The sequence below is a fragment of the Algoriphagus terrigena DSM 22685 genome, assembly GCF_000429445.1.
GTDB lineage: Bacteria > Bacteroidota > Bacteroidia > Cytophagales > Cyclobacteriaceae > Algoriphagus > Algoriphagus terrigena.
In genome coordinates this window covers 162,459-182,027 of sequence record NZ_AUBW01000004.1, presented here as the reverse complement: position 1 = coordinate 182,027, position 19,569 = coordinate 162,459, and the positions used below count along the sequence as shown (strand labels likewise).

Genomic DNA, 19,569 nt, shown 5'->3' with positions numbered 1-19,569 from the left:
AAGTTTGTACAGCATTTCGCAAACACATTTTAAGAACCCAAATATGGCTTACATTGAACCGGCTCCGATCAAGGATAAAGAGAATCCTCTGGAGTCAATGATGGAAAGATTCAACATCGCTGCGGAGAAACTCGGACTCTCCGATGAAGTTTACAACGTGTTGAAGAATCCCGCCAAACAAGTGATCGTCTCCCTGCCCATCACGATGGACAATGGCAAGATTCAGGTCTTCGAAGGGATTCGGGTCATTCATTCAAACATTCTTGGTCCTGCAAAGGGCGGAATCCGATTCGCTCCGGATGTACATCTGGACGAAGTGCGGGCGCTCGCTGCCTGGATGACTTGGAAATGTGCCGTGGTCGATATCCCTTATGGCGGTGCAAAAGGCGGCGTGCGCTGCAACCCCCGTGAAATGTCAAAAGGCGAAATCGAGCGCTTGGTCAGAGCCTATACCATGGCGATGATCGACGTGTTTGGCCCTGACAAAGATATTCCAGCTCCTGACATGGGGACTGGCCCGAGAGAGATGGCCTGGCTGATGGATGAATATTCCAAAGCACACGGGATGACCATTCAGGCGGTTGTCACCGGCAAACCACTCGTGCTGGGCGGATCTCTGGGACGAACCGAAGCAACGGGTCGCGGCGTGATGGTTTCGGCTTTGGCTGCAATGCAAAAGCTAAAAATCAACCCGTTTTCCGCTACCTGCGCAGTTCAGGGATTTGGAAATGTGGGGAGCTGGGCTGCTCAGCTTCTGGAGGAAAGAGGATTAAAGATCGTGGCGATTTCTGATCATACCGGGGCATTTTACAATGCTGCCGGGATCAATGTCCAGGAAGCTATCAAGCATAAAGAGGCCCATAGCGGTACTCTGGAAGGCTTTACGGGCGGAGACAGGATGGAAAATCCCGGAGACCTGCTCACCATGGAAGTGGATGTATTGGTGCCTGCAGCAATGGAAGATGTCATCACCGTGGCCAATGCAGATAAGATCCGCGCCAAGCTGATCGTGGAGGGAGCCAATGGACCGACTTCGGCCAAGGCAGATGCGATTCTCAACGAAAAGGGAATCATGGCGGTGCCGGACATCTTGGCCAACGCGGGTGGTGTGACCGTTTCGTACTTCGAATGGGTGCAAAACAGGCTCGGCTACAAGTGGACCGCCGACCGCGTCAACCGTCGTTCTGACCGAATCATGAAAGATGCCTTTGATACCGTATATGCGGCGGCTGTAAAGTATGAAGTACCGATGAGAATCGCTGCGTATATCGTTGCCATCGACAAAGTGGCCAAGACCTACAGCTTCCGCGGTGGGTTCTAAGGCTCGTTTAAGCTAAAAGTTTTACCTTTGGGGCGTGGGAAATAGTTTTTCCACGCCTTTTCAATTTCAAAAACATGATGACAATTCACAAAGAGGGGAGAGTGCTGTTGTTTTGGATGATGATCATCCTAGTCGCGCTCAATTACTTACTGTATTACTACCTCCCCGAGCAGCGATTGCTGATCAATCTCTCCTTAATCGTCAGCGTGGTCTTGTATCTGATCGTTTTACAGTTTTTTAGAAATCCCGTGTTCTCGCTTCCAAATGAAGATGGGATTGTATTCGCGCCAGCGGATGGCAAAGTCGTTGTGATCGAGGAAGCTTTTGAAGGCGAATATCTGAAAGAAAAGCGCAAGCAGGTCTCTATCTTTATGTCTCCGATCAATGTCCATGTCAACCGATCACCTGTGAAAGGCGAGGTGGAGTACTTCCAATATCACCCCGGAAAATACCTGGTGGCTTGGCATCCCAAGTCCAGCACAGAAAACGAGCGCACCTCGATGGTCATCACCGACTCAAAAGGAACCAAAATCATGGTACGCCAGATCGCTGGAGCCTTGGCCCGAAGGATCAAATGGTATGTGAAAGCGGGCTCAAAATTGGAGCAGGGCGGAGAATTCGGTTTTATCAAGTTTGGCTCCAGAGTGGATATGTACCTTCCGTTGGATGCTGAGATCCTCTGTACGATGGATCAGGTGACCAAAGGTGCCAAGACGCCGATCGCGAGATTGAAGTAGGGACTGTAAAAAACAGGCAATGGAAATTTTTTAACTTAATTTTTAAAAATCTGTAACATTCAGAATATTTGAGACGTCTTGGTGGATATCAACCAAATAGATCTTTTATGAAATCAGCGTTTTATTTAGTCGTACTTGTTTTTGCCGTAGGGCTGGTCGGTTGCAGTGAGGAAGAAAATCCGAGATTTCCCTTGATGGGGACGTGGGAAAGCCGCGTATATGTCGATTCTCTCGATTATTGGTTCGTGGAATCCTATGCGTTCAAAAATGACAGCATTTTTGAGTTGACAAAGACCGTAAGGCAGACAGAAACAGGCCCAGATTTAGGATATCAGTTGATTTCTAGCTCTTGGTATAATCTGGAATCGGACACATTCAAGTATTACTACTCCGATGCCTTGATTTATTTTGGAGTTGATTCCGAATCCCAGCGGGTTTATTATGGTTCGAAGGAAGATTTGAGGCCGGGGATTGTTGATTTTTTTAGAACTCCCGAGGGGATACTGACCTTTTCTTCAGACCAAAGAAGTTTTGAATTTCAGGAGAATTGTTGGTCGCCTGCGCCGGGTATGGAATGTATTGAGTTCGAGTCAAAAGAGTTCATTAAGGTCGATTAAGAAATGGCTTAGTGATTTTCCTGAAACAATTCCTCCGAAATGTCTAAACGGCTTGACCGGGCAAGTCTTTGTGCTGAAGTTTAATCTTTGCTTTTCTTTTGATCCCTCAGCGACTTCAGATACAGCCCTTCCACTCGTTCCCTTGCCCAGGGAGTTTTTCTTAAAAAAGTCAGACTGGACTTGATAGACGGATTATCGGTGAAACACTTGATCGTGATTCGCTCTCCGAGTTCTTTCCAGCCATACGTATCTACGAGATGGTTTAGGATCGTATCCAGTCGGAGACCGTGAAGCGGATTTTTGGGTTGAGATTCCAATGTCAAATGAATAATGATGAATTTGAAGTTAAGAATTCTGGCAGCAACCTACATGCTGGCGACCGCCTATTAACTATTCGGCTCGATCAGATCCCACAAGTTACCATACAGATCCTTAAACACCGAGACCGTCCCGTAAGCTTCCTTGCTTGGCTCCCGTAGAAACTCCACGCCTCGTTCGGTGTATTTTTTATAATCTCTCCAGAAATCATCCGTGTACAAAAAAAGGAAGACCCGGCCTCCGGCTTGGAATCCCACCTGCTTTTCTTGAGCTTCATTGGCGGCTTTGGCCAAGAGCAAATGGCAGGAAGATCCAGGAGGGGAGATCCGTACCCAGCGCTTGGTTTCGCTCATTACAGTATCTTCCAAAAGTTCAAAATCGAGGACTTCTGTGTAGTAGTGGATCGCTTCGTCGTAGTCTTTGACTAAGAGCGCGAGCTGTCCCAGTTGTTGTTTCATAAAAAAACTAAAAAGAGTTTTGTGTTTATTGGTTTAGCTGATAGTTTTAAGACCAAACCGTTTCCGATGTCCAAAATTAAATTACTTATAGTCTTTTTCGTCCTAATGCTGACTTTTTCCTGCAAGGAAAAAGAAACCGAAAGTCCAGTAACTTGGTCGCTAACTCCCTCTGGGGAGAAAATCCAACTTCCGCTTGATGACAGCACCTCCAATGTCAGTATGGGATTGGAATATTTTCAGAGTGAAAAGCCTCTGCTCTTTAACTCCAATCGGAATAACAATTCACTCCAGATCTATGACCTCGATGGGCAGACGCTTGTGAAGGAAATCCGATTTGAGCGAGAAGGTGATCAAGGCACGGCGCTGGGGCACTTTCATGTACAGAGCTTAGACAGCATCTTCATCTTCCCGGAGATGAGTCCCTTTATCATCTTGACCGATACGTCCGGGACGATAAAAAGCCGGATCCGGTTTTCCCTCCCGGAAGGCTATCCCATGATTTTTGTCCACAATAGCTACTATGTGTCTCCTCCCGTGGTCCGGGGAAAAGAACTGATCGTCAAGGTGAGACTTGACGGGAACCCAAGTAGTATAAACCAAGAAGCGCTGGACGGCAAGAAATTATTGGCCGCAATCAATCTGGAAGATGGCTCCACGCGACTATTACCATTTGGTTTTCCGAAGGACTATCTGTCAAATGGTCAAAAGCAGTTCGAATTTAGCGTCGCAGGTAATCATGGAAAGACCGTCGCGTCGTATATGGGAGATCATCAGGTTTATTTCAGCAATTCGGAGAATGAGCCCATGCAACCCAAATCTGCAAAGAGCCAATACCTGGACGAAACCATGCCGACCTTTCCAAAAGACGTGGATGGAAGAGGCTTTAGTGCGTATTTCTTTGCCAAGTCGAGATACGAATCGCTGATTCATGATCCGTATCGAAATGTTTATTACCGCTTTGCCTATCCGACCGTCGTGGCAGAGACTGATGAAGAGTTGAGAGCGCTTCGAGCCAGCCCTGGGCCATTTGTGGTGATGGTCTTGGACGAAGATCTGAATGTCCTGGCAGAAACGAAATTTGACAGCGGGACCTATCTGCCGAGCAATTTCTTTGTGGGAGAAAAAGGCCTCTACCTGTCTCTCAGCCACCCTGATAATCCGGCAAACCAGGAGGACCAATTTGCCTTTGAATTAATTCAGTTGAAAGAATAACGAGAGAAGGCTGGTCCAAATCGGGCCAGCCTTTTCTCGTTTATGCATTTTCGAGCGTCCGTCGGATTTGATCCAGATTGACCCGGATCTCCTCGATGCTTTCCCACTCACGCCCCGGAGTTCCATGTTCGATGCCGACATAGCCATGGAACCCATGCGCTTTGACGATCTTCATCATGCGCTCGTAGTCCAGTGGGTGTTCTTTTCCATGATCATCCCAGACGGTAGGCTTCAAGCTCACCCCTTTGGCATAAGGCATCAACTCATCCACGCCTCGATAGGAGTCGTAGCTTGAGATTTTGTCTCCGTCAGCATGAATCCGGAAGTTTCCAAAATCGGGCAAGCTCCCAGCTCTTTTGTGCCCGGTTTCCTTGATCATTTTGGCCAGCCATTTTGCGTTGGAGGAAAAGCCCCCGTGATTCTCGATGATCACGTCGATACCGAAATCATCCGCAAATTCGCACAGCTGTCTCAGGCCGGAGCTGCATACGTTGATTGCTTCCTGTTCCTTTTCAGGATCGGTGCTGTAGGGGACGGCGGTGTAGGCATTGACCCGGATGGCATGGCAGCCGAGAAACTTGGCGGCTTCGACCCATTTCTTGTGGTTTTCGACAGTTTGCTTTCGCGCATCTGACGTGGCAGCTCCGAGCATTCCCTCCGAATCACACATGATCAATACCGAGGTCACGCCCTCTCCATCAGCCCGGGTTTTCATTTCTTGGAGATAAGCCATGTCTTTGGCTTTGTCCATGAAAAATTGATTTACATACTCCACCGCATCGATGTTGTGTTTTTTAGCTTCGATGGCAAAGTCAAGATTGTCCATTGTCTTGGCAAAGAGCATCTTGTTCAGCGACCACTCTGCCAGAGAGACTTTGAACAAGTCGGCTCGCTTTTCAGCAAAGGAAAACTGGGGAAGGCCTAAGCCTACGGCGGCCGTGGCTAGACCTGCGGTTTTGAGAAAATTTCTTCTATCGGTCATGGGTAAGGGAGGTTAGTGGTAAAAGTTATCGGTTGTTTGGTGAAGTGATAATTTAGCGAATCTCGATGTGAATTACATTGATTTTCAATCGCTTTGGATATTTAAGATCTTGATCACAGCTGTTCTTGTCTCCGGTCTTCCGCGTTCGAGTTTTTTTGCGAAAACAAATCAAATCTCCCAGCCAGATCTGTACTCTCTGGTCAGGAATTGATTCGCGGGTTCGTCGTTGGTAATCTTGAGGAGATTCGCGTCAAACTCTACTTTTTTGCCGGATCTCAGCGCAATCGCTCCGAGATTGATCGTGTCGGTGATGCACTGCGCCCGAATGAAGCTGCCTGGTGTTTGTTTGTTCTCGAGCATCGTTTCCACCCACATGTCAGTATCCCGCTCCACTTCTCTGGAATTGATTTTTTCGGCATCGCGACCTACCATCATCGTACTTTCCGGGAGTAGGACCGGATTTTCGCCGCGGAATCCTCCAAGGATTTTGCCCTTAGTTCCCACGAGCATCAACCCTTCTTCCGGCGTGTCTTTGCCATCCATCTCCAATTCTTCGGGTGCAAAAGGTTTCATCCCGCCGTCGTACCAAAACAAATCGAACGCTGGCAACGACGTCTGCGCGGGGAACTTCCATTTGATCAGGCAGCTGGCAGGGAAAGCCACGTCGTTTTTGACCCACTGATAGACTTGGTTGACCTCCTCGCGGGTGGTGGTGCCAAAGGCTTTTGCCGACGTCGGGCTTTTGTCGATTCCCAGCGTTTCAAACAGCGGGAAAAGACTGTAATGTCCCATATCTGCCACCGACCCGCCGCCGAATTCATACCAGCCACGGAAGACATTGTGTGTGTAGTTTTTGTGATAGGGCATGTCAGGCACGGGACCAAGCCAAAGCTCCCAATTAAATCCATCTGGGACTGGCATGGCCGGTTCGGGTCTCTTGGTCCACTGCTGCCAGACCGGGCGATAGGACCAGTTGTGGATTTCCTTCAGCTCTCCGATCAGTCCGGCATCCATCCAGGCTTTGATCTGCCGGTACTCAGGTCGGTCAGACCAAGCGAGCAGATGCGTGACCACTCCGCTTGATTTGGCTTTCTCGATCACTTTTCTTCCTTCGAGGAGTCGGTTGGAGATGGGTTTGTGCGTCACCACATGGATTTTCCGATCCATGGCTGCCAAAGCGATAGACGCATGTGTATGGTCCGGAGTCATGATCTTGACCGCATCGATTCCTTTTTCTTTTGCAAAAAGCTCCCGAAAATCCTCGTAGGAAGCACAGCCCCTATATTTGCCGGAAGGCTTGTTTTTCGCATAAAACTTCTCGACATACTCCTGCCCGACGTCCCGACCCCCGGGAATTCCGGGTTTGCCTTCCCACCACGTCGGATCGCCCAAAGTCTCCCGGATATCATCCCGGATGCCGTTGGGAGACCAGTCGATGTAATCTGTCGAAAACTTGTTGGAGTCACATACCGCCACCACCCGGACCCTTGGGTTTTTCAACAGGTCACCCATCTCTCTCAATCCCTGAGTTCCACAGCCGATGTTGGCCACGGTCAGTTGATCGGAGGGCGGAATATGGCCGGTGCCGGCAATGACGTTTGAAGGAACGATGGAGATGGAAGCTGCAATCGTGGCGGCGGAACTAATGAACTCTCTTCGGTTGATTTTCTCTAAGGGGGGCATAGCAATGGTTTCTGGCGAAAATGGAATTTAGGCAGGATGCGGGAGTAAAACAATCTTTGTTATTTTAAGGAATTCATTCCCATTTCCCTTGGGAAAGAGCGTTTTTGTCACTGTTATCTGATCCTCCGTGAAATATTCCTTCCTGTTATTTTCGTGTATTTTCTTTTTTTCCTGTCAGAGAAAAGAGAAACTCTCCGACAAAATCATCTACCCGGAGCGGCCGAATATTGTCTGGATTGTCTGTGAAGATATGTCTCCCGAGCACTTGGAAAGCTACGGCGGGACGGGTGGAAAGACTCCCAACCTGAATGCCCTAGCCGCGGAATCGCTTCAATATCAGAATGCCTTTTCCACAGCAGGAGTATGTGCTCCGAGCCGGGCAGCCTTGATCACGGGTGCCTATCAGACTTCCATCGGTGCGATGCACATGCGGACTTTGGCACCTTCTGCGGCAGCAGGAGATGCCTATCCTCCGGGATTCAAGGGCTATTCCACGCTTTTGCCCGAGGGAATGTATCCATATCCCGTCTATCTGCGCCAGGCAGGATACTATGTCACGAACAATTCCAAAGAGGATTATCAGTTTAGAAGTCCGGTGGGAATGTGGGACGACAGCAGCGACAAAGCCCATTGGAGAAATCGAAAGGACCCAAATCAGCCGTTTTTTTCCATATTTAACTTCACCACCACCCACGAATCCCAGGTGTGGGGGAGAGAGAATGAAGACCTTCTGGTAAATCCGGATTCGGTCACAGTCCCGCCGGTTTATCCCGATCACTCGGTTTCGCGCAGGACTTTGGCCCGTTTTATCACCAATGTCATGCGGATGGATCAGCAGGTCGGCGAGGTGATCGCGCAGCTGAAGGAAGATGGCTTGTATGAGAACACGATCATCTTCTTTTATTCTGATCACGGGGATGGGATGCCCTATTTCAAAAGAGAGCTCTACGACCGCGGGCTCAAAGTTCCACTTTTGATCAAAGCACCTTTTCTGGAAGCGGGTTCGAAAACTGACGAACTGGTGAGCTTTGTGGACTTCGGACCGACCTTGCTATCGCTGGCGGGCGTACAGATCCCTGAGACGATGCAGGGACAGGCTTTTCTGGGAAAACAAAAAGCTGCACCCCGCAACTACGTCTACGCCGCCCGGGATCGGATGGACTCCGAATACGACCGGGTCAGAGCAGTCTCTGACGGCCGATACAAATACATCCGCAACTACATGCCTGAGAAGCCCAACTACCAAAATATCCAGTATCGCCTTTCGAATCCTTTGATGGTTCACCTGCTGGACTTGAATAAAAAAGGGCTTCTGGATCAAAATCAAGCGCGTTGGTTTGCGGCGACCAAACCGACCGAGGAACTCTATGATACCCAAAGTGACCCGTGGGAATTTGAAAATCTGGGCGAAAACCCGGACTATGCCGACAAGCTAGTCGAGCTGCGAATGGCGCATGAAGACTGGATGCTCAAGTACGGCGATATGGCTGCTCAGGATGAGATGGAGATGGTAAGAAATTGGTGGGGAGGACAGGACAATCCTCCGGTGACCCAACAGGCGGAAGTTGATTTTCGGGAAGGGAAAGTAAGCCTGAGTTCGGCGACTTCCAGTTCCGTTATTTCTTACAGAAAGTCCAAAGGCGAGGGCTGGAAGCTCTACACCAAACCTTTCGAAGCCAATGCCGACGATTCGCTTTATGTCAATGCCCATCGGATCGGATTCGAACCCAGTGAAATTGCGCTGATATTGAAGGAGTAGTTTCTGACAAATTGAACAAAATAACCCACCGGAATTAGTCTAAATGCAACTCATCCAAGTAGTATTTGTGCAGATTCCATTTCCCTGATAACCATGAAAAGAACAGTTGGATTTTTAGTAGCCTTGGTCATTTGTGTCGTGCAGGCCAAGCTTGGATATGCCCAGGAAAATATGCTCTGCCAAGGCGCTTATTGGACGGAGGACGAGGCCAATGTTCACATGAAGCAATGGGCCACGGAATGGACTACCAAGGCCGACTGGGAACAGCGGGCAGAAGTCATCCGCGAGGGATTGGTTAAGGGAATGAAGCTTGACCAGATGCCGAAGCGCGATACTCCATTCAATATCATCATCCACAGCACTCGCGAGATGGATGGCTATATCGTCGAAAATATTGCGATTGAGAGTTTCCCGGGATTTTACATTACAGGGAATCTTTACAGGCCTTTGTCCAAGGAGCCCTTTCAAAAAAGCCCCGGGATTCTCAGCGTGCATGGACATGGTACAGATCCGAGATTTGGTGAAAGTGTCCAAACCCGCAGTGCGGCCTTTGCCCGGATGGGCGCGGTGGTTTTCGCCTATGACATGATCGGCTATGGCGATTCCAAGCAGGTTGAGCATAAGATTCCCGCTGCGCTCACCATCCAAACTTACAACTCGCAACGGGTGATCGACTACCTCCAATCCCGTCCTGATGTGGATCCTGAAAAAATCGCAGTGACGGGCGAATCCGGCGGCGGCACCCAGACGATTATGCTCACGGCTTTGGATCCACGGATCAAGGTTTCCGTGCCGGTGGTGATGGTCTCGGCCTATTTCTTCGGAGGCTGTGTCTGCGAAAGCGGGATGCCGGTTCACAAAAGCGCGCATCATCAAACCAACAACGTGGAGATTGCTGCCTTGGCCGTGCCGAGACCGATGCTACTGGTGTCCGATGGAGGCGACTGGACGAAAAATACGCCAAGGATCGAGATGCCTTATATCCAAAAAGTCTATGCTCAATACGATGCCGAGAGCAAGGTTGACAACGTCCACCTACCAGCCGAACGCCACGACTTCGGACCAAGCAAACGCGTGGTGGTGTACAATTTCCTCGCGCAATATCTCGGGCTGAATGCCGGGAAGATCCTGGTCAAAAACCAATTTGATGAAGCATTTGTCACCCTTTTGCCCAAAGAAGATCTGATGGTTTTTAATGACAAAAATCCGCTTCCGGCCAATGCCCTCCAAGGTGAGGAAGCGCTTATGAAATCCCTCAATTTCAACCCTTAAGCCAAAGCTTAATCCCGATAACAGCTATGAAATTCCGTTCCGCACTGCTTCTTTCCGCAGGATTGATGACAGGCACCTCTTTGTTTGCCCAGAAAGCCCAAGAAGTCACCTTTGGCCTTTGCACTGATGTCCACATTCCGACCATGCATGATTCGGAATACCGGATGACGGCGTTTATAGAAGCGATGAAAAAAGAGAAGCCGGATTTCATCATCGAATTGGGAGATTTCAGCATACCCAAACCGGAATATCAAAAAGCATATGAAATCTGGAATTCCTTTCCCGGGGACAAACACCATGTGATCGGCAACCATGAGATGGACGGAGGCACTTCTCTTGAGAAAGCCTTGGCCTACCGCAAGATGGAGTCGAGCTATTATTCTTTTGACAAAAATGGGTTTCACTTCATCGTCCTCGATGGCAATGACAAGATCGATCCGAGCAAAAAAGGCTATCAACAACTGATCGGGGCGGAGCAAATGGCTTGGCTTAAGAACGATCTGGAAAAGTCCCAATTTCCGACCATTCTCTTTTCCCACCAGGGACTCTCCACCTACCAAACCCACCAGGAAACCTACGGCGTGGAAAACTACGCCGAAGTTCAGGCCTTGCTCCAAGACCATAACCGGCTTCATCCAGAGCGCAGTGTTATCGCTTCCTTCAATGGCCACACCCACGTCGACTATGCGGAAAACATTGGAGGGATCTGGTACATCTCCACTACTTCGATGGCTTATCACTGGTTGGGAGAAGATTATGGCCATGTCCGCTACAGTGCTGAAGTGGACAAAAACTATCGTTGGATCAAGTTTACGGCGCCGTTTAAGGAACCGCTTTTCACGACCGTGACCATCTCCTCCAAAGGAACTATCAAGATCGCGGGAAAGAAAACCGAATGGGTGGGGCCGTCACCGTTTGACTTGGGTTTTCCGGAAAATCTGAAGCCCTATGTCCATCCTTGGATCACGAAGCGAAAGCTGAAGTTTGAGTAACTCACTGCCTCACTCTTTGGGGAAATGACCGACAATTTTGCCATTACTGGCATTTTTGATCAATTTTAGGTTTGATCTGCACCTTTCCCGATGAAAAAAGTATTCACCTGTTGTTTGGTTTTCCTGGTAGTAACTTCAGAAGTTTCGATAGCCCAAGACTCGCAGAAGGAATCATTTTGGGGAATCGCGGTAGGCATTCGCTCCCAAAATTTCCAGGATCAACTCGTTACCCAGACGAAATACAGCGGAGGGCTGCTCTATTTCATGATCAACCACGAAAAAAACAAAGCCAATACTTGGAGGAAATTTAACTTCGAGGCCGGCATTGGCAGCATGAAAAGTGAGGCGTTCGAGGCCGGGCAGGTGCCAGCACGCTACCTTCAACCAAGTGTCAAATCCTATTGGAACGAAATCAGCTATAGTCATCTCTTCCAGATCAAAAGTGAAGAAAAGAGCTCTTTTTATGTTGGACCGGGAGTTTCGAATGTGATTTCTGTTAGGTACTCTCCCCGCTGGGACAACAGCCAGATCAATTATGAATTTACGGGGAACCTTCAGGCAGAAGGGCGATACTTGAGAGCCTTTGAGCTTTGGGGCAAAGATATGAAGGCGAGTTTTACCCTGAAGCTGCCAATAGTTGGATACATAGCCCGTCCAGGTTATTCGGGAGTTCCGGAGTTTTTGGACCATGAAAAAGACTTTGGATCCTCACTTTTTGACAATACTTCGGTGAGCTGGCTGGGCAATTTCCCCAGGATCCAGTTTGACAACTATGTCGAATTCCCGATCGCCGGTGGAAACAAGATGCAGGTGATCTACAACTGGGAGTATTATTCCTTTCAAAGCCCGGTCACGATGCATTCTGCCGCACACACGATCGGTGTTAACTTCCTGATGAAAGCCAAATGAAAAAGTTCTCCTCCCTTCTTTTGATGTTGATTTTGTTGGGGTCTGGTGCCTGCGAAAATCTGTTTTACGAATCCGAAAAGCAAAACAACAACGCCGATAATTTTGATGTCTTGTGGCAGGCGATGAAAGATCGGTATGCGCTTTTTGAATACAAGAAGATCAACTGGGACAGCATCCAGACTGTGTATCGACCATTGGCTCTCCAAGCAAAAAATGATCAGGAGCTCTATGATGTCATGGCCGAGATGCTCAATACCCTAAAAGACGGGCATACCAACCTCAGGACGCCATTTGATATCAGTCGGTATCTCCCTTATCTGGAAGCTCCTGCCAACTATAATTTTGATCTGTTGGAGAGAAATTACCTGGGAGACTATCGGATCACCGGATTTCTGCTCAATCAAGAGATCGATGGAGTGGGGTACATTCATTACAGAAGTTTTGCCACGCCCATCCTGCAGAGTGAGTTGGACTTTGTGGCAGAGCGGTTCAAAGGCTTGCCAGGAGTGATTATCGATATCAGAAATAACGAAGGCGGGAATCCCGAAAATGGGCTCAAGATCGCTGCCCGCCTGATCGATGAGCGCACAAAGATCTATTCCTTTAAGACCAAAAACGGGCCTGGGCCCGATGATTATTCGGAGGAGAAAGACATCTATCTTGATCCCAATGAAGTGAATCCGCATTTTGAAGGCAGGATAGTCGTCCTTACCAACCGCAAAGTGTACAGCGCAGGCAGTTATTTTTCAGCTTACATCAAAGGAATTCCTGGCGCTATTCTGATGGGGGACGATACCGGTGGAGGATGCGGCGTGCCGGCCGGTTATGATCTTCCCAACGGATGGTATTTCAATTATAGCTCTACGATTGGATATACAGTCGATGGATTGAACTTCGAAGGAGGTGTTCCTGTAGATATCCCGGTTGAAATGACGGAGGCAGACATTGCGGCGGGTAGAGACCCGATCCTGGAACGGGCCATCGAATACATCAAGACTGGAAAGTAGAAAGGGCGCAAGGAAATGCCGGCTTCCTTTTGAAGAGCTAGAAGGCGGAACCATTCCCACATTTGGATGGATCAAAATTAGAACCTTTGGGAATAGCCCGTTACGGTGACTTTTAGGTTCCCTTTAAGGCGACGTTGCTCCCTTTGCCTTTCCAGTTTTTGTCTACCACTAATCTTCGTGAAATGAATCCTCGGCTTCAGTCTATAGCCCTCTGGGCGATCCTCACTCTATTCTTTACTGCTGCATTTCTTACTTTATTTTCCTGCAAAAAAGAATCGGAACAGGCCGAAATTATCTCCGCCGAATCAATTTCAGACGAAGCATTTACCCAGGAGGTTCATGAGGCTTTTTTCATCAGTGACCAACCTGAGGACAATGAAGTCAGGGACATTATGGTGGATCGGCAAAACCAAGTCTGGATCGCGACGGCGGGTGGAATCTTCCGGAAAGTGGAGGTTCAAACGGAATGGGTTCCGGTGATCAGCGGCGCTGAAAGAGGGTCCTCTTATGCCGTGGAACAAGACGGAGCGGGTTCGGTCTGGCTGGGAGCTTGGGACGGGCTTTATGAAGTCAAAGGCGTTGAAGTCAACAAAGTTTCCGATGTTGAGGGACCAATCTCAGAGATTACGGCTGCCGGAGAAGAAGTTTATGCTTTGGGTCCACTGGGAATTTGGAAAAAGAAGGATTCGGGTTGGGAAAAGCTATCTTACTCTATCGCCAAATCGGTGCGGGATGCACTCGCGGACGACGAAGGCAATCTCTGGGTAGCTACCGATGCTGGACTTTATCACTGCGTCGGAGAATCTGTCACACTTTATCAAAACACAGAAGAACTGATCAGCTGCTACGCAAAAGCAGTTTCCTTCGGTCCTCAGGACCAACTTTGGGTAGGAGTCATGGGAGGAGTTTCAGTGAGGGAAGGTCAAAAGCTGAAATATAGTCTCACTGCGAAGGAAGGCATTTCTTCCATTCATGTGAACTCACTTTCCAAATCTCCGGACAATGTCATGTGGGTGGGCACTGAGGTGGGAGTAGTTCGCTATTTTCCTGATGGCAGCCATTCTTTACTTTTTAGCCGTCGCTGGTTGACAGATGATCGTGTCAATCAAGTAGCATTTGACCGGGAGGGAAATGCTTGGGTTGCAACTCAGAATGGTGTTAGCCACATCCGGAAATTCTCCATGACTCTTGCTGAAAAGCAAACCCATTTCTACACTGAATTGATGAGTAAGCACATGCGCGAGCCTTGGATCTGTGGTGTGCTTCGACTCGAAGTAGCAGGGGATACCTCCACCTGGAGAAATTCAGATGACGACAACGACGGGGAATACACGGGAGGATACTTGGCGATGGAGAGCTTTCGCTATGCGGTCACCAAAGATGAAGATGCGTTGATCAAAGCCCGAAAGGCCTTTGGTTTTCTAAAGCTCCTGTACGAAGTCACAGGAACAGAGGGGCTTTTTGCCCGGACTATCGTGCCGATGGACTGGGATCACCTTCACGATCCAAACAGAACTTACGCCGAGCGTGAATTGGCGGAAGCGCTCGAAGATCCCCGATACAAGCCGGTGGAGCAGCGTTGGAGACTCTCTGCCGACAAAAAATGGCTCTGGAAAGGAGATACCAGCAGTGACGAGATGACCGGGCATTTCATGGCTTACTTTTATTTCTATGAGTTTGCGGCCACGGAATCCGACAAAAAGGAAATCCGTGCCCACGTTTCTAAGCTGATGGATGCGATGATCACTAATGATTATAATCTGATCGATGTAGATGGAACTCATACTCGCTGGGGAGTCTGGTCACCGGACAAGATCAACCGCGACCCGGATTGGGCTTCGGAAAAAGCGATTAATTCCTTTGAATTGCTGGCTTTTCTCAAGTTTGCCGCGGCGATCACAGGGGATGAAAAGTATGAAAAGGAGTATCGAAGATTGATCGATGAGGAAGGCTATCTGAAAAACACGGCCCAACTCAACCATAAAAATCCAGCTTGGAAGATCTACTTTGATCTGACCATGGAGGGGTATCTTTTCCCGATTTTGCTGAAATACGAAGAAGACCCCGAGATTAAAAAAGTCTATCAGGATTTGGCGGACGAATGGATCGGAGTGCAAACAGAAGGGGAAAACCTGATCAATAACCTGAGCTATTCCCTGGCCACAGGCAAAAAAGTCAATGTTTCTCAGACGGTTTCCTTCCTGAGAGAAACTCCTTTGGATCTGATGGATTGGCCCATAGATCATACTAAAAGAGAGGATGTATCTGTTGTGCGGACCCCGATTTTGGAGGACATTCAGGTTTCTCAGCTTCCACCTCCGGCTATCCGCGCTACTGTCAGATGGGACAAAAATCCCTGGGCAGCGGTGCAAGGCGACTTACATCAGGTGCGTGAACCTGTATTTTGGCTCTGGCCGTACTGGATGGCGAGGTATCTGGAGATGATTGAGTAGCGGATGGTAGCGGTTCCCGGCTTTCCAAGTTAGATTCCTTTAAAAGTTTACTAATCCGATTCGTCGATGATTATTATTCCTATTCGCTGTCTAAAGACTCTGTTTCGATGAGTTTTACTCAGGCAAACAAGGAATTCCTTCTTTCGCATCCGGTCCAAAGGGCGGTTTGATTCGATAATCTTTGATCTGCGAGGCCACATCAGCGTCCTTCAACTGATAGTCCGGTGTATATCGCACTTCATCCCAATAAGTAGATCTTGGATCCTCAAAACGCCGATCGCCAGTTTTCTCCATCCAGTTGAGAAGTTGCTGGCGTAGCTTAGTTTTGGTTTCAGCCATTTGAGGTTGTGCTGCAAGGTTATGGAGTTGGTAAGGATCGGCAACTACATCGTAGAGCTCCTCTTCTGGACGGGTGCCAAAGGACAGCGCAAAATAGTCGGGTTTTCCTTCTTGTACTTTTTCCTCCATCTCCATAATTAAAAATTTGGTGATCGAATGGTCCACGTCTCCGTATTGCCCGACGGATTGATGCACAGTCGGATCTCCGGCGGGATTTCTTTCGGGCATGGTATTCCAGATGTAGAGGAAGCGCTCATCTCTGACCGCCCGCATCGGATAGCTTAGATCGCCTTTTCTCACGTTGGCGTGACGCTCCCGCTCTAGAAAGACCTGCGATCTGTCCTGCTTTTCACCTGCCAAAAGGGACCAGAGTGACTGGCCGCTCATCTTTTCAGCAGGCAAGTTTGCCGCTTCCAAAAAGCTTGGAGCAAAGTCCACAAAATTCACAAAATCCCGGAGGACTGTGCCGGGCTTCACTTTTTCTGGCCAACGGATCGCCAAAGGCAATCTCGCCCCATAGTCATAAAGATTGGCCTTGGCGCGGGGAAAAGGCATGCCGTTGTCACTCGTCATCACGATGATCGTATTGTCCAACTCACCCATCTCTTCCAGCATCTGGATCAGCTGACCACTTTCCCGGTCAAAGCGTTCCACTTCGAAGTAGTAGTCCAGGATGTCATTTCGCACACAGTCGTTTTCCGGGAAGAATCCCGGAACCGGCATGTCTTCCAGTTTCATCCCGGTCTGGATTCCAGTGTTTGGGATGTAATCCCGATGCGGGTCAGTGCTGCCAAACCAAAAGACAAAAGGCTTCCCCTTAGGCCTTTCCGCCAGGAAAGCTTTGAAATCGGAATAGGTCTTTCCTGCAGGATTGTACTCTAGGCCTGAGACTTTGAAGTCTCCCGGCCCCCAACCTTTGCGGGTGGAACCGGAGAAGTACCCTGCTTCGGTAAGCTGGCTCACATAGGTCGGATATTGGGCTGGCCATTCGGGCCATAGATTTCCGCCGCTTTCGATCTCATGGGGATAGCGCCCAGTAAGAATCGAGGCTCTAGAAGGAGAGCAGGAGGGCGAAGAGGTGAAGGCCTTGTGAAAGAGTGCTCCTTCTCTCGCCAATCGGTCAAACGTCGGCGTGCGAACGACCGGATCTCCGTATACGCCAGCGTGGGGATACGACCAATCGTCTGCAATCAGAAAAAGAATATTAGGTGAAATCTCTGCTGGTTCCTCTTTTTGACCAATAGAGAAAAGAGTGAACAGAATTAGAAAAAAAGGGATCAGATTCATGGCCGTCATTGATTTCGATCAAAATAGCCTGAATCCTTCTTATCTACAAACTATGCCGGAATGATGAGAGATTGAAGCTGGTCTTTACCATCTCGAAGGATGTTCAAATCGATGCGCTCTTTTATTCCCGGTAATTTTCCCTTTTCAGAAAACTGCCAAATCAGCCAATCTTCAGTTTCCGGCTCCACGATCAGATTGTAATTGGCGACCCAGATGGGATAGTCGTCAAAACCCTCGTCATGCAGCACATCCCAAAAAAAGCGGTCGCCGGTGTAGATCATCGGCTTGACGCCATAATGTTCCTCGATGATCCTGAGCCAGTTTTTGAGACCTTCCCGTAGTTTCTCCCGAGGTTGAATGGTGCTGTGCTTTTCGATATCCAATACTGGGATCATGTTGCCGGGCTGGAGTTTGGCAGTCTTGATAAAGTTTTCAGCCTGCTTGGTGCTGTTTTCATTGGGGCGATAGTAGTGATAGGCGCCACGAACGACCGGAAGTGTCCGCGTACCTTCCCAGTTTCGCTTGAATTGGCTGTCGATCCCGTCGTCACCCATGCTCGCCCGAATGACGATAAACTCAATCCGTTGATTTTCCAACTGAAGCTGGAGACCGGAGAAGTCGATCTTTCCCTGATATTCTGAGATGTCGATGCCCAAGACACCCTCCGGGTAGTTGCGGATGGCGTGCTGGAGCTTGAGTTCCTCGGTCAGAGGTACAGCGCCGTGGGTGAATTCGCCCAAGGCCTTTTCAAGTTGATGTCTGAACCTGAATACCAAGACTACAGATGCCAATGCCACCAAAAAGATTAAAGCAACGATTCCTATCCAAGGGGAAGATGTTTTTCGGGGCATACTGGTGGCAATTCCGGGCGCAAATTGGGAAAAGAAAGGTGGACTTGAAAGTTTTAAGTCGCATCAAAAATTAGAGAATTTGATGTGAGATCGGTTTTCCGACCTCAACGTTGAGGTCAGAAAATAGTGTTGACATTAAAATCTGAAAAAATTAAGGCGAAATAGGAAATCAGACCTTGCATTTAAGGTCGGATTTCCTATCTTACATTAAAATTCAAATATTTTAATGTCAGATCAGCGCTACCGAATCAATCCCGACCGGACAGTTCCTTGGAACAATCTTCCAAAACTTCCAATTGACTCCACCCTTTACAGGGATTTGGATGTCTTTGAAGGATTGGGAAAAGCCAAAGCCGCACTTGGAAAGCTTCAAGGCCGGAGCATTGCCATTCCCAATCAGGGGATTTTGGTCAATACGATCAGTTTGCAGGAAGCGAAGGCCTCGAGTGAGATCGAGCATATTTTTACCACAGACGATGAATTGTACAAGGCTTTCAGTGACGAGACTGCTCAAATCAAAGGTCCTGCAAAGGAGGTCTTGAGGTACCGGGAGTCCATTTGGTCCGGACATGAATACCTGGATCAGCATCGAAAGTTTGATTTGGAGTACTTTGAACTCATCTATCGCAACACGACTCAATACACCGACGGTCTGCGAAAACCCTTTGCCCAGACCTATATCCGACAGGGAGGATCCGGTCCCAATGCCGGAAAACCCATCTACACGCCTCCGAGAGGTGAGGGAGTTTTGGAGGAGTTGATGGCTAACCTGATTCAATTTGTCAATGAACCCCAGCAGCCAGAGATCGATCCGCTGATCAAAGTTGCCATCGCTCACCTCCAGTTTGAAGCGATTCACCCTTTTCGGGATGGAAATGGGCGTACAGGCCGGATTTTCAACATCCACTATTTGGTACAAAGTGGATTGCTGGATCTGCCCATACTTTACCTAAGCAAGTACATTTTGAGGGAAAAAGAGCAGTACTACGCCAACCTGGCCGGAGTGACGCAGCGAGCCGCCTGGAAGGAGTGGTTTTTGTTTATTTTCCGGGGAATCGAAGAGACTTCTCTAGACACCTTCCAAAAAATCACCGACATCCTCAATGCCAAAGACGCGATTCTGCATGTCTTGCAAAAAGAAACCAGCATCGCCCGACCCGAATCACTTTTGGAGGCGATTTTCACCCAGCCCTTCACCAAAGTCAAACATTTGGTGGACAAAAAACTCTATGCTGAAAACACCGCCCGGCAGTATTTGAATCAGTTGGTCGAGTTGGGAATCTGTGAAAAACGAAAAATCAGCGGAGGGGACTATTATTTGAATCTGGAGTTGTATCGGATCTTGGGGAGTTAAAGCTCTCAAGGTTGCAAA

At 48.7% G+C, this 19,569-nt stretch carries 17 protein-coding genes; 11 read left to right on the top strand and 6 right to left on the bottom strand.

Features of this window, described 5'->3' with window-relative positions:
* The first annotated feature begins 43 nt into the window (after positions 1 to 43).
* The 3 genes from G459_RS0103105 (at position 44) to G459_RS0103095 (ending at position 2,675) form a co-directional block, all read left to right on the top strand.
* Positions 44 to 1,321: a Glu/Leu/Phe/Val family dehydrogenase gene (locus G459_RS0103105; protein ID WP_026966328.1), complete on the top strand. Its 1,278-nt coding sequence runs from the start codon at positions 44 to 46 to the stop codon at positions 1,319 to 1,321.
* Between the two features lie 77 nt (positions 1,322 to 1,398).
* Positions 1,399 to 2,058 (top strand): phosphatidylserine decarboxylase family protein, encoded by a 660-nt coding sequence (locus G459_RS0103100; protein WP_026966327.1) that lies wholly within the window; start codon positions 1,399 to 1,401, stop codon positions 2,056 to 2,058.
* A gap of 107 nt (positions 2,059 to 2,165) precedes the next feature.
* On the top strand, positions 2,166 to 2,675 hold the full coding sequence (locus G459_RS0103095; protein ID WP_026966326.1) for a hypothetical protein: 510 nt from the start codon (positions 2,166 to 2,168) through the stop codon (positions 2,673 to 2,675).
* Positions 2,676 to 2,755: 80 nt separating this feature from the next.
* On the opposite strand, the gene G459_RS0103090 is transcribed toward G459_RS0103095, so the two are convergent.
* Together G459_RS0103090 and G459_RS0103085 are read right to left on the bottom strand one after the other, a co-directional pair.
* A complete protein-coding gene (locus tag G459_RS0103090) occupies positions 2,756 to 2,992 on the bottom strand; it encodes a VF530 family protein (protein ID WP_084454331.1) in 237 nt (78 codons plus the stop codon).
* Between the two features lie 69 nt (positions 2,993 to 3,061).
* Positions 3,062 to 3,451, bottom strand: a complete 390-nt coding sequence (locus G459_RS0103085) for a VOC family protein (protein WP_026966324.1) — start codon at positions 3,449 to 3,451, stop codon at positions 3,062 to 3,064.
* A gap of 66 nt (positions 3,452 to 3,517) precedes the next feature.
* Between G459_RS0103085 and G459_RS0103080 the strand changes: the two genes are divergently transcribed.
* Positions 3,518 to 4,663, top strand: a complete 1,146-nt coding sequence (locus G459_RS0103080; RefSeq protein ID WP_084454329.1) for a DUF4221 family protein — start codon at positions 3,518 to 3,520, stop codon at positions 4,661 to 4,663.
* A gap of 40 nt (positions 4,664 to 4,703) precedes the next feature.
* Here G459_RS0103080 and G459_RS0103075 read toward each other — a convergent pair whose 3' ends face one another.
* Both G459_RS0103075 and G459_RS26705 read right to left on the bottom strand, forming a co-directional pair.
* Positions 4,704 to 5,645: a TIM barrel protein gene (locus tag G459_RS0103075; RefSeq protein WP_026966322.1), complete on the bottom strand. Its 942-nt coding sequence runs from the start codon at positions 5,643 to 5,645 to the stop codon at positions 4,704 to 4,706.
* A 168-nt stretch (positions 5,646 to 5,813) separates the two neighbouring features.
* Positions 5,814 to 7,328 (bottom strand): Gfo/Idh/MocA family oxidoreductase, encoded by a 1,515-nt coding sequence (locus G459_RS26705; RefSeq protein ID WP_035455065.1) that lies wholly within the window; start codon positions 7,326 to 7,328, stop codon positions 5,814 to 5,816.
* Between the two features lie 127 nt (positions 7,329 to 7,455).
* Here G459_RS26705 and G459_RS26700 point away from each other — a divergent pair, with 127 nt between their 5' ends.
* The 6 genes from G459_RS26700 (at position 7,456) to G459_RS0103040 (ending at position 15,720) form a co-directional block, all read left to right on the top strand.
* Entirely contained in the window at positions 7,456 to 9,087 is a 1,632-nt protein-coding gene (locus tag G459_RS26700; RefSeq protein ID WP_245588117.1) for a sulfatase family protein, read from the top strand.
* 93 nt (positions 9,088 to 9,180) lie between these two features.
* Positions 9,181 to 10,359, top strand: a complete 1,179-nt coding sequence (locus tag G459_RS0103060; protein ID WP_026966321.1) for an alpha/beta hydrolase family protein — start codon at positions 9,181 to 9,183, stop codon at positions 10,357 to 10,359.
* Positions 10,360 to 10,385: 26 nt separating this feature from the next.
* Entirely contained in the window at positions 10,386 to 11,351 is a 966-nt protein-coding gene (locus G459_RS0103055) for a metallophosphoesterase family protein (protein WP_026966320.1), read from the top strand.
* A 90-nt stretch (positions 11,352 to 11,441) separates the two neighbouring features.
* Positions 11,442 to 12,260 carry a hypothetical protein gene (locus G459_RS0103050; protein WP_026966319.1) on the top strand — a complete coding sequence of 273 codons (819 nt, stop codon included), beginning with the start codon at positions 11,442 to 11,444 and terminating at the stop codon, positions 12,258 to 12,260.
* Entirely contained in the window at positions 12,257 to 13,267 is a 1,011-nt protein-coding gene (locus G459_RS0103045) for a S41 family peptidase (protein WP_026966318.1), read from the top strand. The genes G459_RS0103050 and G459_RS0103045 overlap by 4 nt, the downstream gene beginning before the upstream one ends.
* A gap of 182 nt (positions 13,268 to 13,449) precedes the next feature.
* Positions 13,450 to 15,720, top strand: coding sequence for a ligand-binding sensor domain-containing protein (locus G459_RS0103040; protein ID WP_157373263.1), 2,271 nt, complete (start codon positions 13,450 to 13,452; stop codon positions 15,718 to 15,720).
* A gap of 114 nt (positions 15,721 to 15,834) precedes the next feature.
* On the opposite strand, the gene G459_RS26695 is transcribed toward G459_RS0103040, so the two are convergent.
* Together G459_RS26695 and G459_RS26690 are read right to left on the bottom strand one after the other, a co-directional pair.
* Positions 15,835 to 17,346, bottom strand: coding sequence for a sulfatase family protein (locus G459_RS26695; RefSeq protein ID WP_051315049.1), 1,512 nt, complete (start codon positions 17,344 to 17,346; stop codon positions 15,835 to 15,837).
* Between the two features lie 50 nt (positions 17,347 to 17,396).
* A complete protein-coding gene (locus G459_RS26690) occupies positions 17,397 to 18,197 on the bottom strand; it encodes a glycoside hydrolase family 25 protein (protein ID WP_026966316.1) in 801 nt (266 codons plus the stop codon).
* A 226-nt stretch (positions 18,198 to 18,423) separates the two neighbouring features.
* On the opposite strand from G459_RS26690, the gene G459_RS0103025 reads away from it, so the two are divergent.
* A complete protein-coding gene (locus G459_RS0103025) occupies positions 18,424 to 19,551 on the top strand; it encodes a Fic family protein (RefSeq protein ID WP_026966315.1) in 1,128 nt (375 codons plus the stop codon).
* Positions 19,552 to 19,569 lie beyond the last annotated feature (18 nt).

Coding starts and splice junctions, on each gene's coding strand:
- G459_RS0103105 (WP_026966328.1), top strand. CDS start 44: ATGGCTTACATTGAACCGGCTCCGATCAAGGATAAAGAGAATCCTCTG.
- G459_RS0103100 (WP_026966327.1), top strand. CDS start 1,399: ATGACAATTCACAAAGAGGGGAGAGTGCTGTTGTTTTGGATGATGATC.
- G459_RS0103095 (WP_026966326.1), top strand. CDS start 2,166: ATGAAATCAGCGTTTTATTTAGTCGTACTTGTTTTTGCCGTAGGGCTG.
- G459_RS0103085 (WP_026966324.1), bottom strand. CDS start 3,451: ATGAAACAACAACTGGGACAGCTCGCGCTCTTAGTCAAAGACTACGAC.
- G459_RS0103080 (WP_084454329.1), top strand. CDS start 3,518: ATGTCCAAAATTAAATTACTTATAGTCTTTTTCGTCCTAATGCTGACT.
- G459_RS0103075 (WP_026966322.1), bottom strand. CDS start 5,645: ATGACCGATAGAAGAAATTTTCTCAAAACCGCAGGTCTAGCCACGGCC.
- G459_RS26705 (WP_035455065.1), bottom strand. CDS start 7,328: ATGCCCCCCTTAGAGAAAATCAACCGAAGAGAGTTCATTAGTTCCGCC.
- G459_RS0103060 (WP_026966321.1), top strand. CDS start 9,181: ATGAAAAGAACAGTTGGATTTTTAGTAGCCTTGGTCATTTGTGTCGTG.
- G459_RS0103055 (WP_026966320.1), top strand. CDS start 10,386: ATGAAATTCCGTTCCGCACTGCTTCTTTCCGCAGGATTGATGACAGGC.
- G459_RS0103050 (WP_026966319.1), top strand. CDS start 11,442: ATGAAAAAAGTATTCACCTGTTGTTTGGTTTTCCTGGTAGTAACTTCA.
- G459_RS0103045 (WP_026966318.1), top strand. CDS start 12,257: ATGAAAAAGTTCTCCTCCCTTCTTTTGATGTTGATTTTGTTGGGGTCT.
- G459_RS0103040 (WP_157373263.1), top strand. CDS start 13,450: ATGAATCCTCGGCTTCAGTCTATAGCCCTCTGGGCGATCCTCACTCTA.
- G459_RS26695 (WP_051315049.1), bottom strand. CDS start 17,346: ATGAATCTGATCCCTTTTTTTCTAATTCTGTTCACTCTTTTCTCTATT.
- G459_RS26690 (WP_026966316.1), bottom strand. CDS start 18,197: ATGCCCCGAAAAACATCTTCCCCTTGGATAGGAATCGTTGCTTTAATC.
- G459_RS0103025 (WP_026966315.1), top strand. CDS start 18,424: ATGTCAGATCAGCGCTACCGAATCAATCCCGACCGGACAGTTCCTTGG.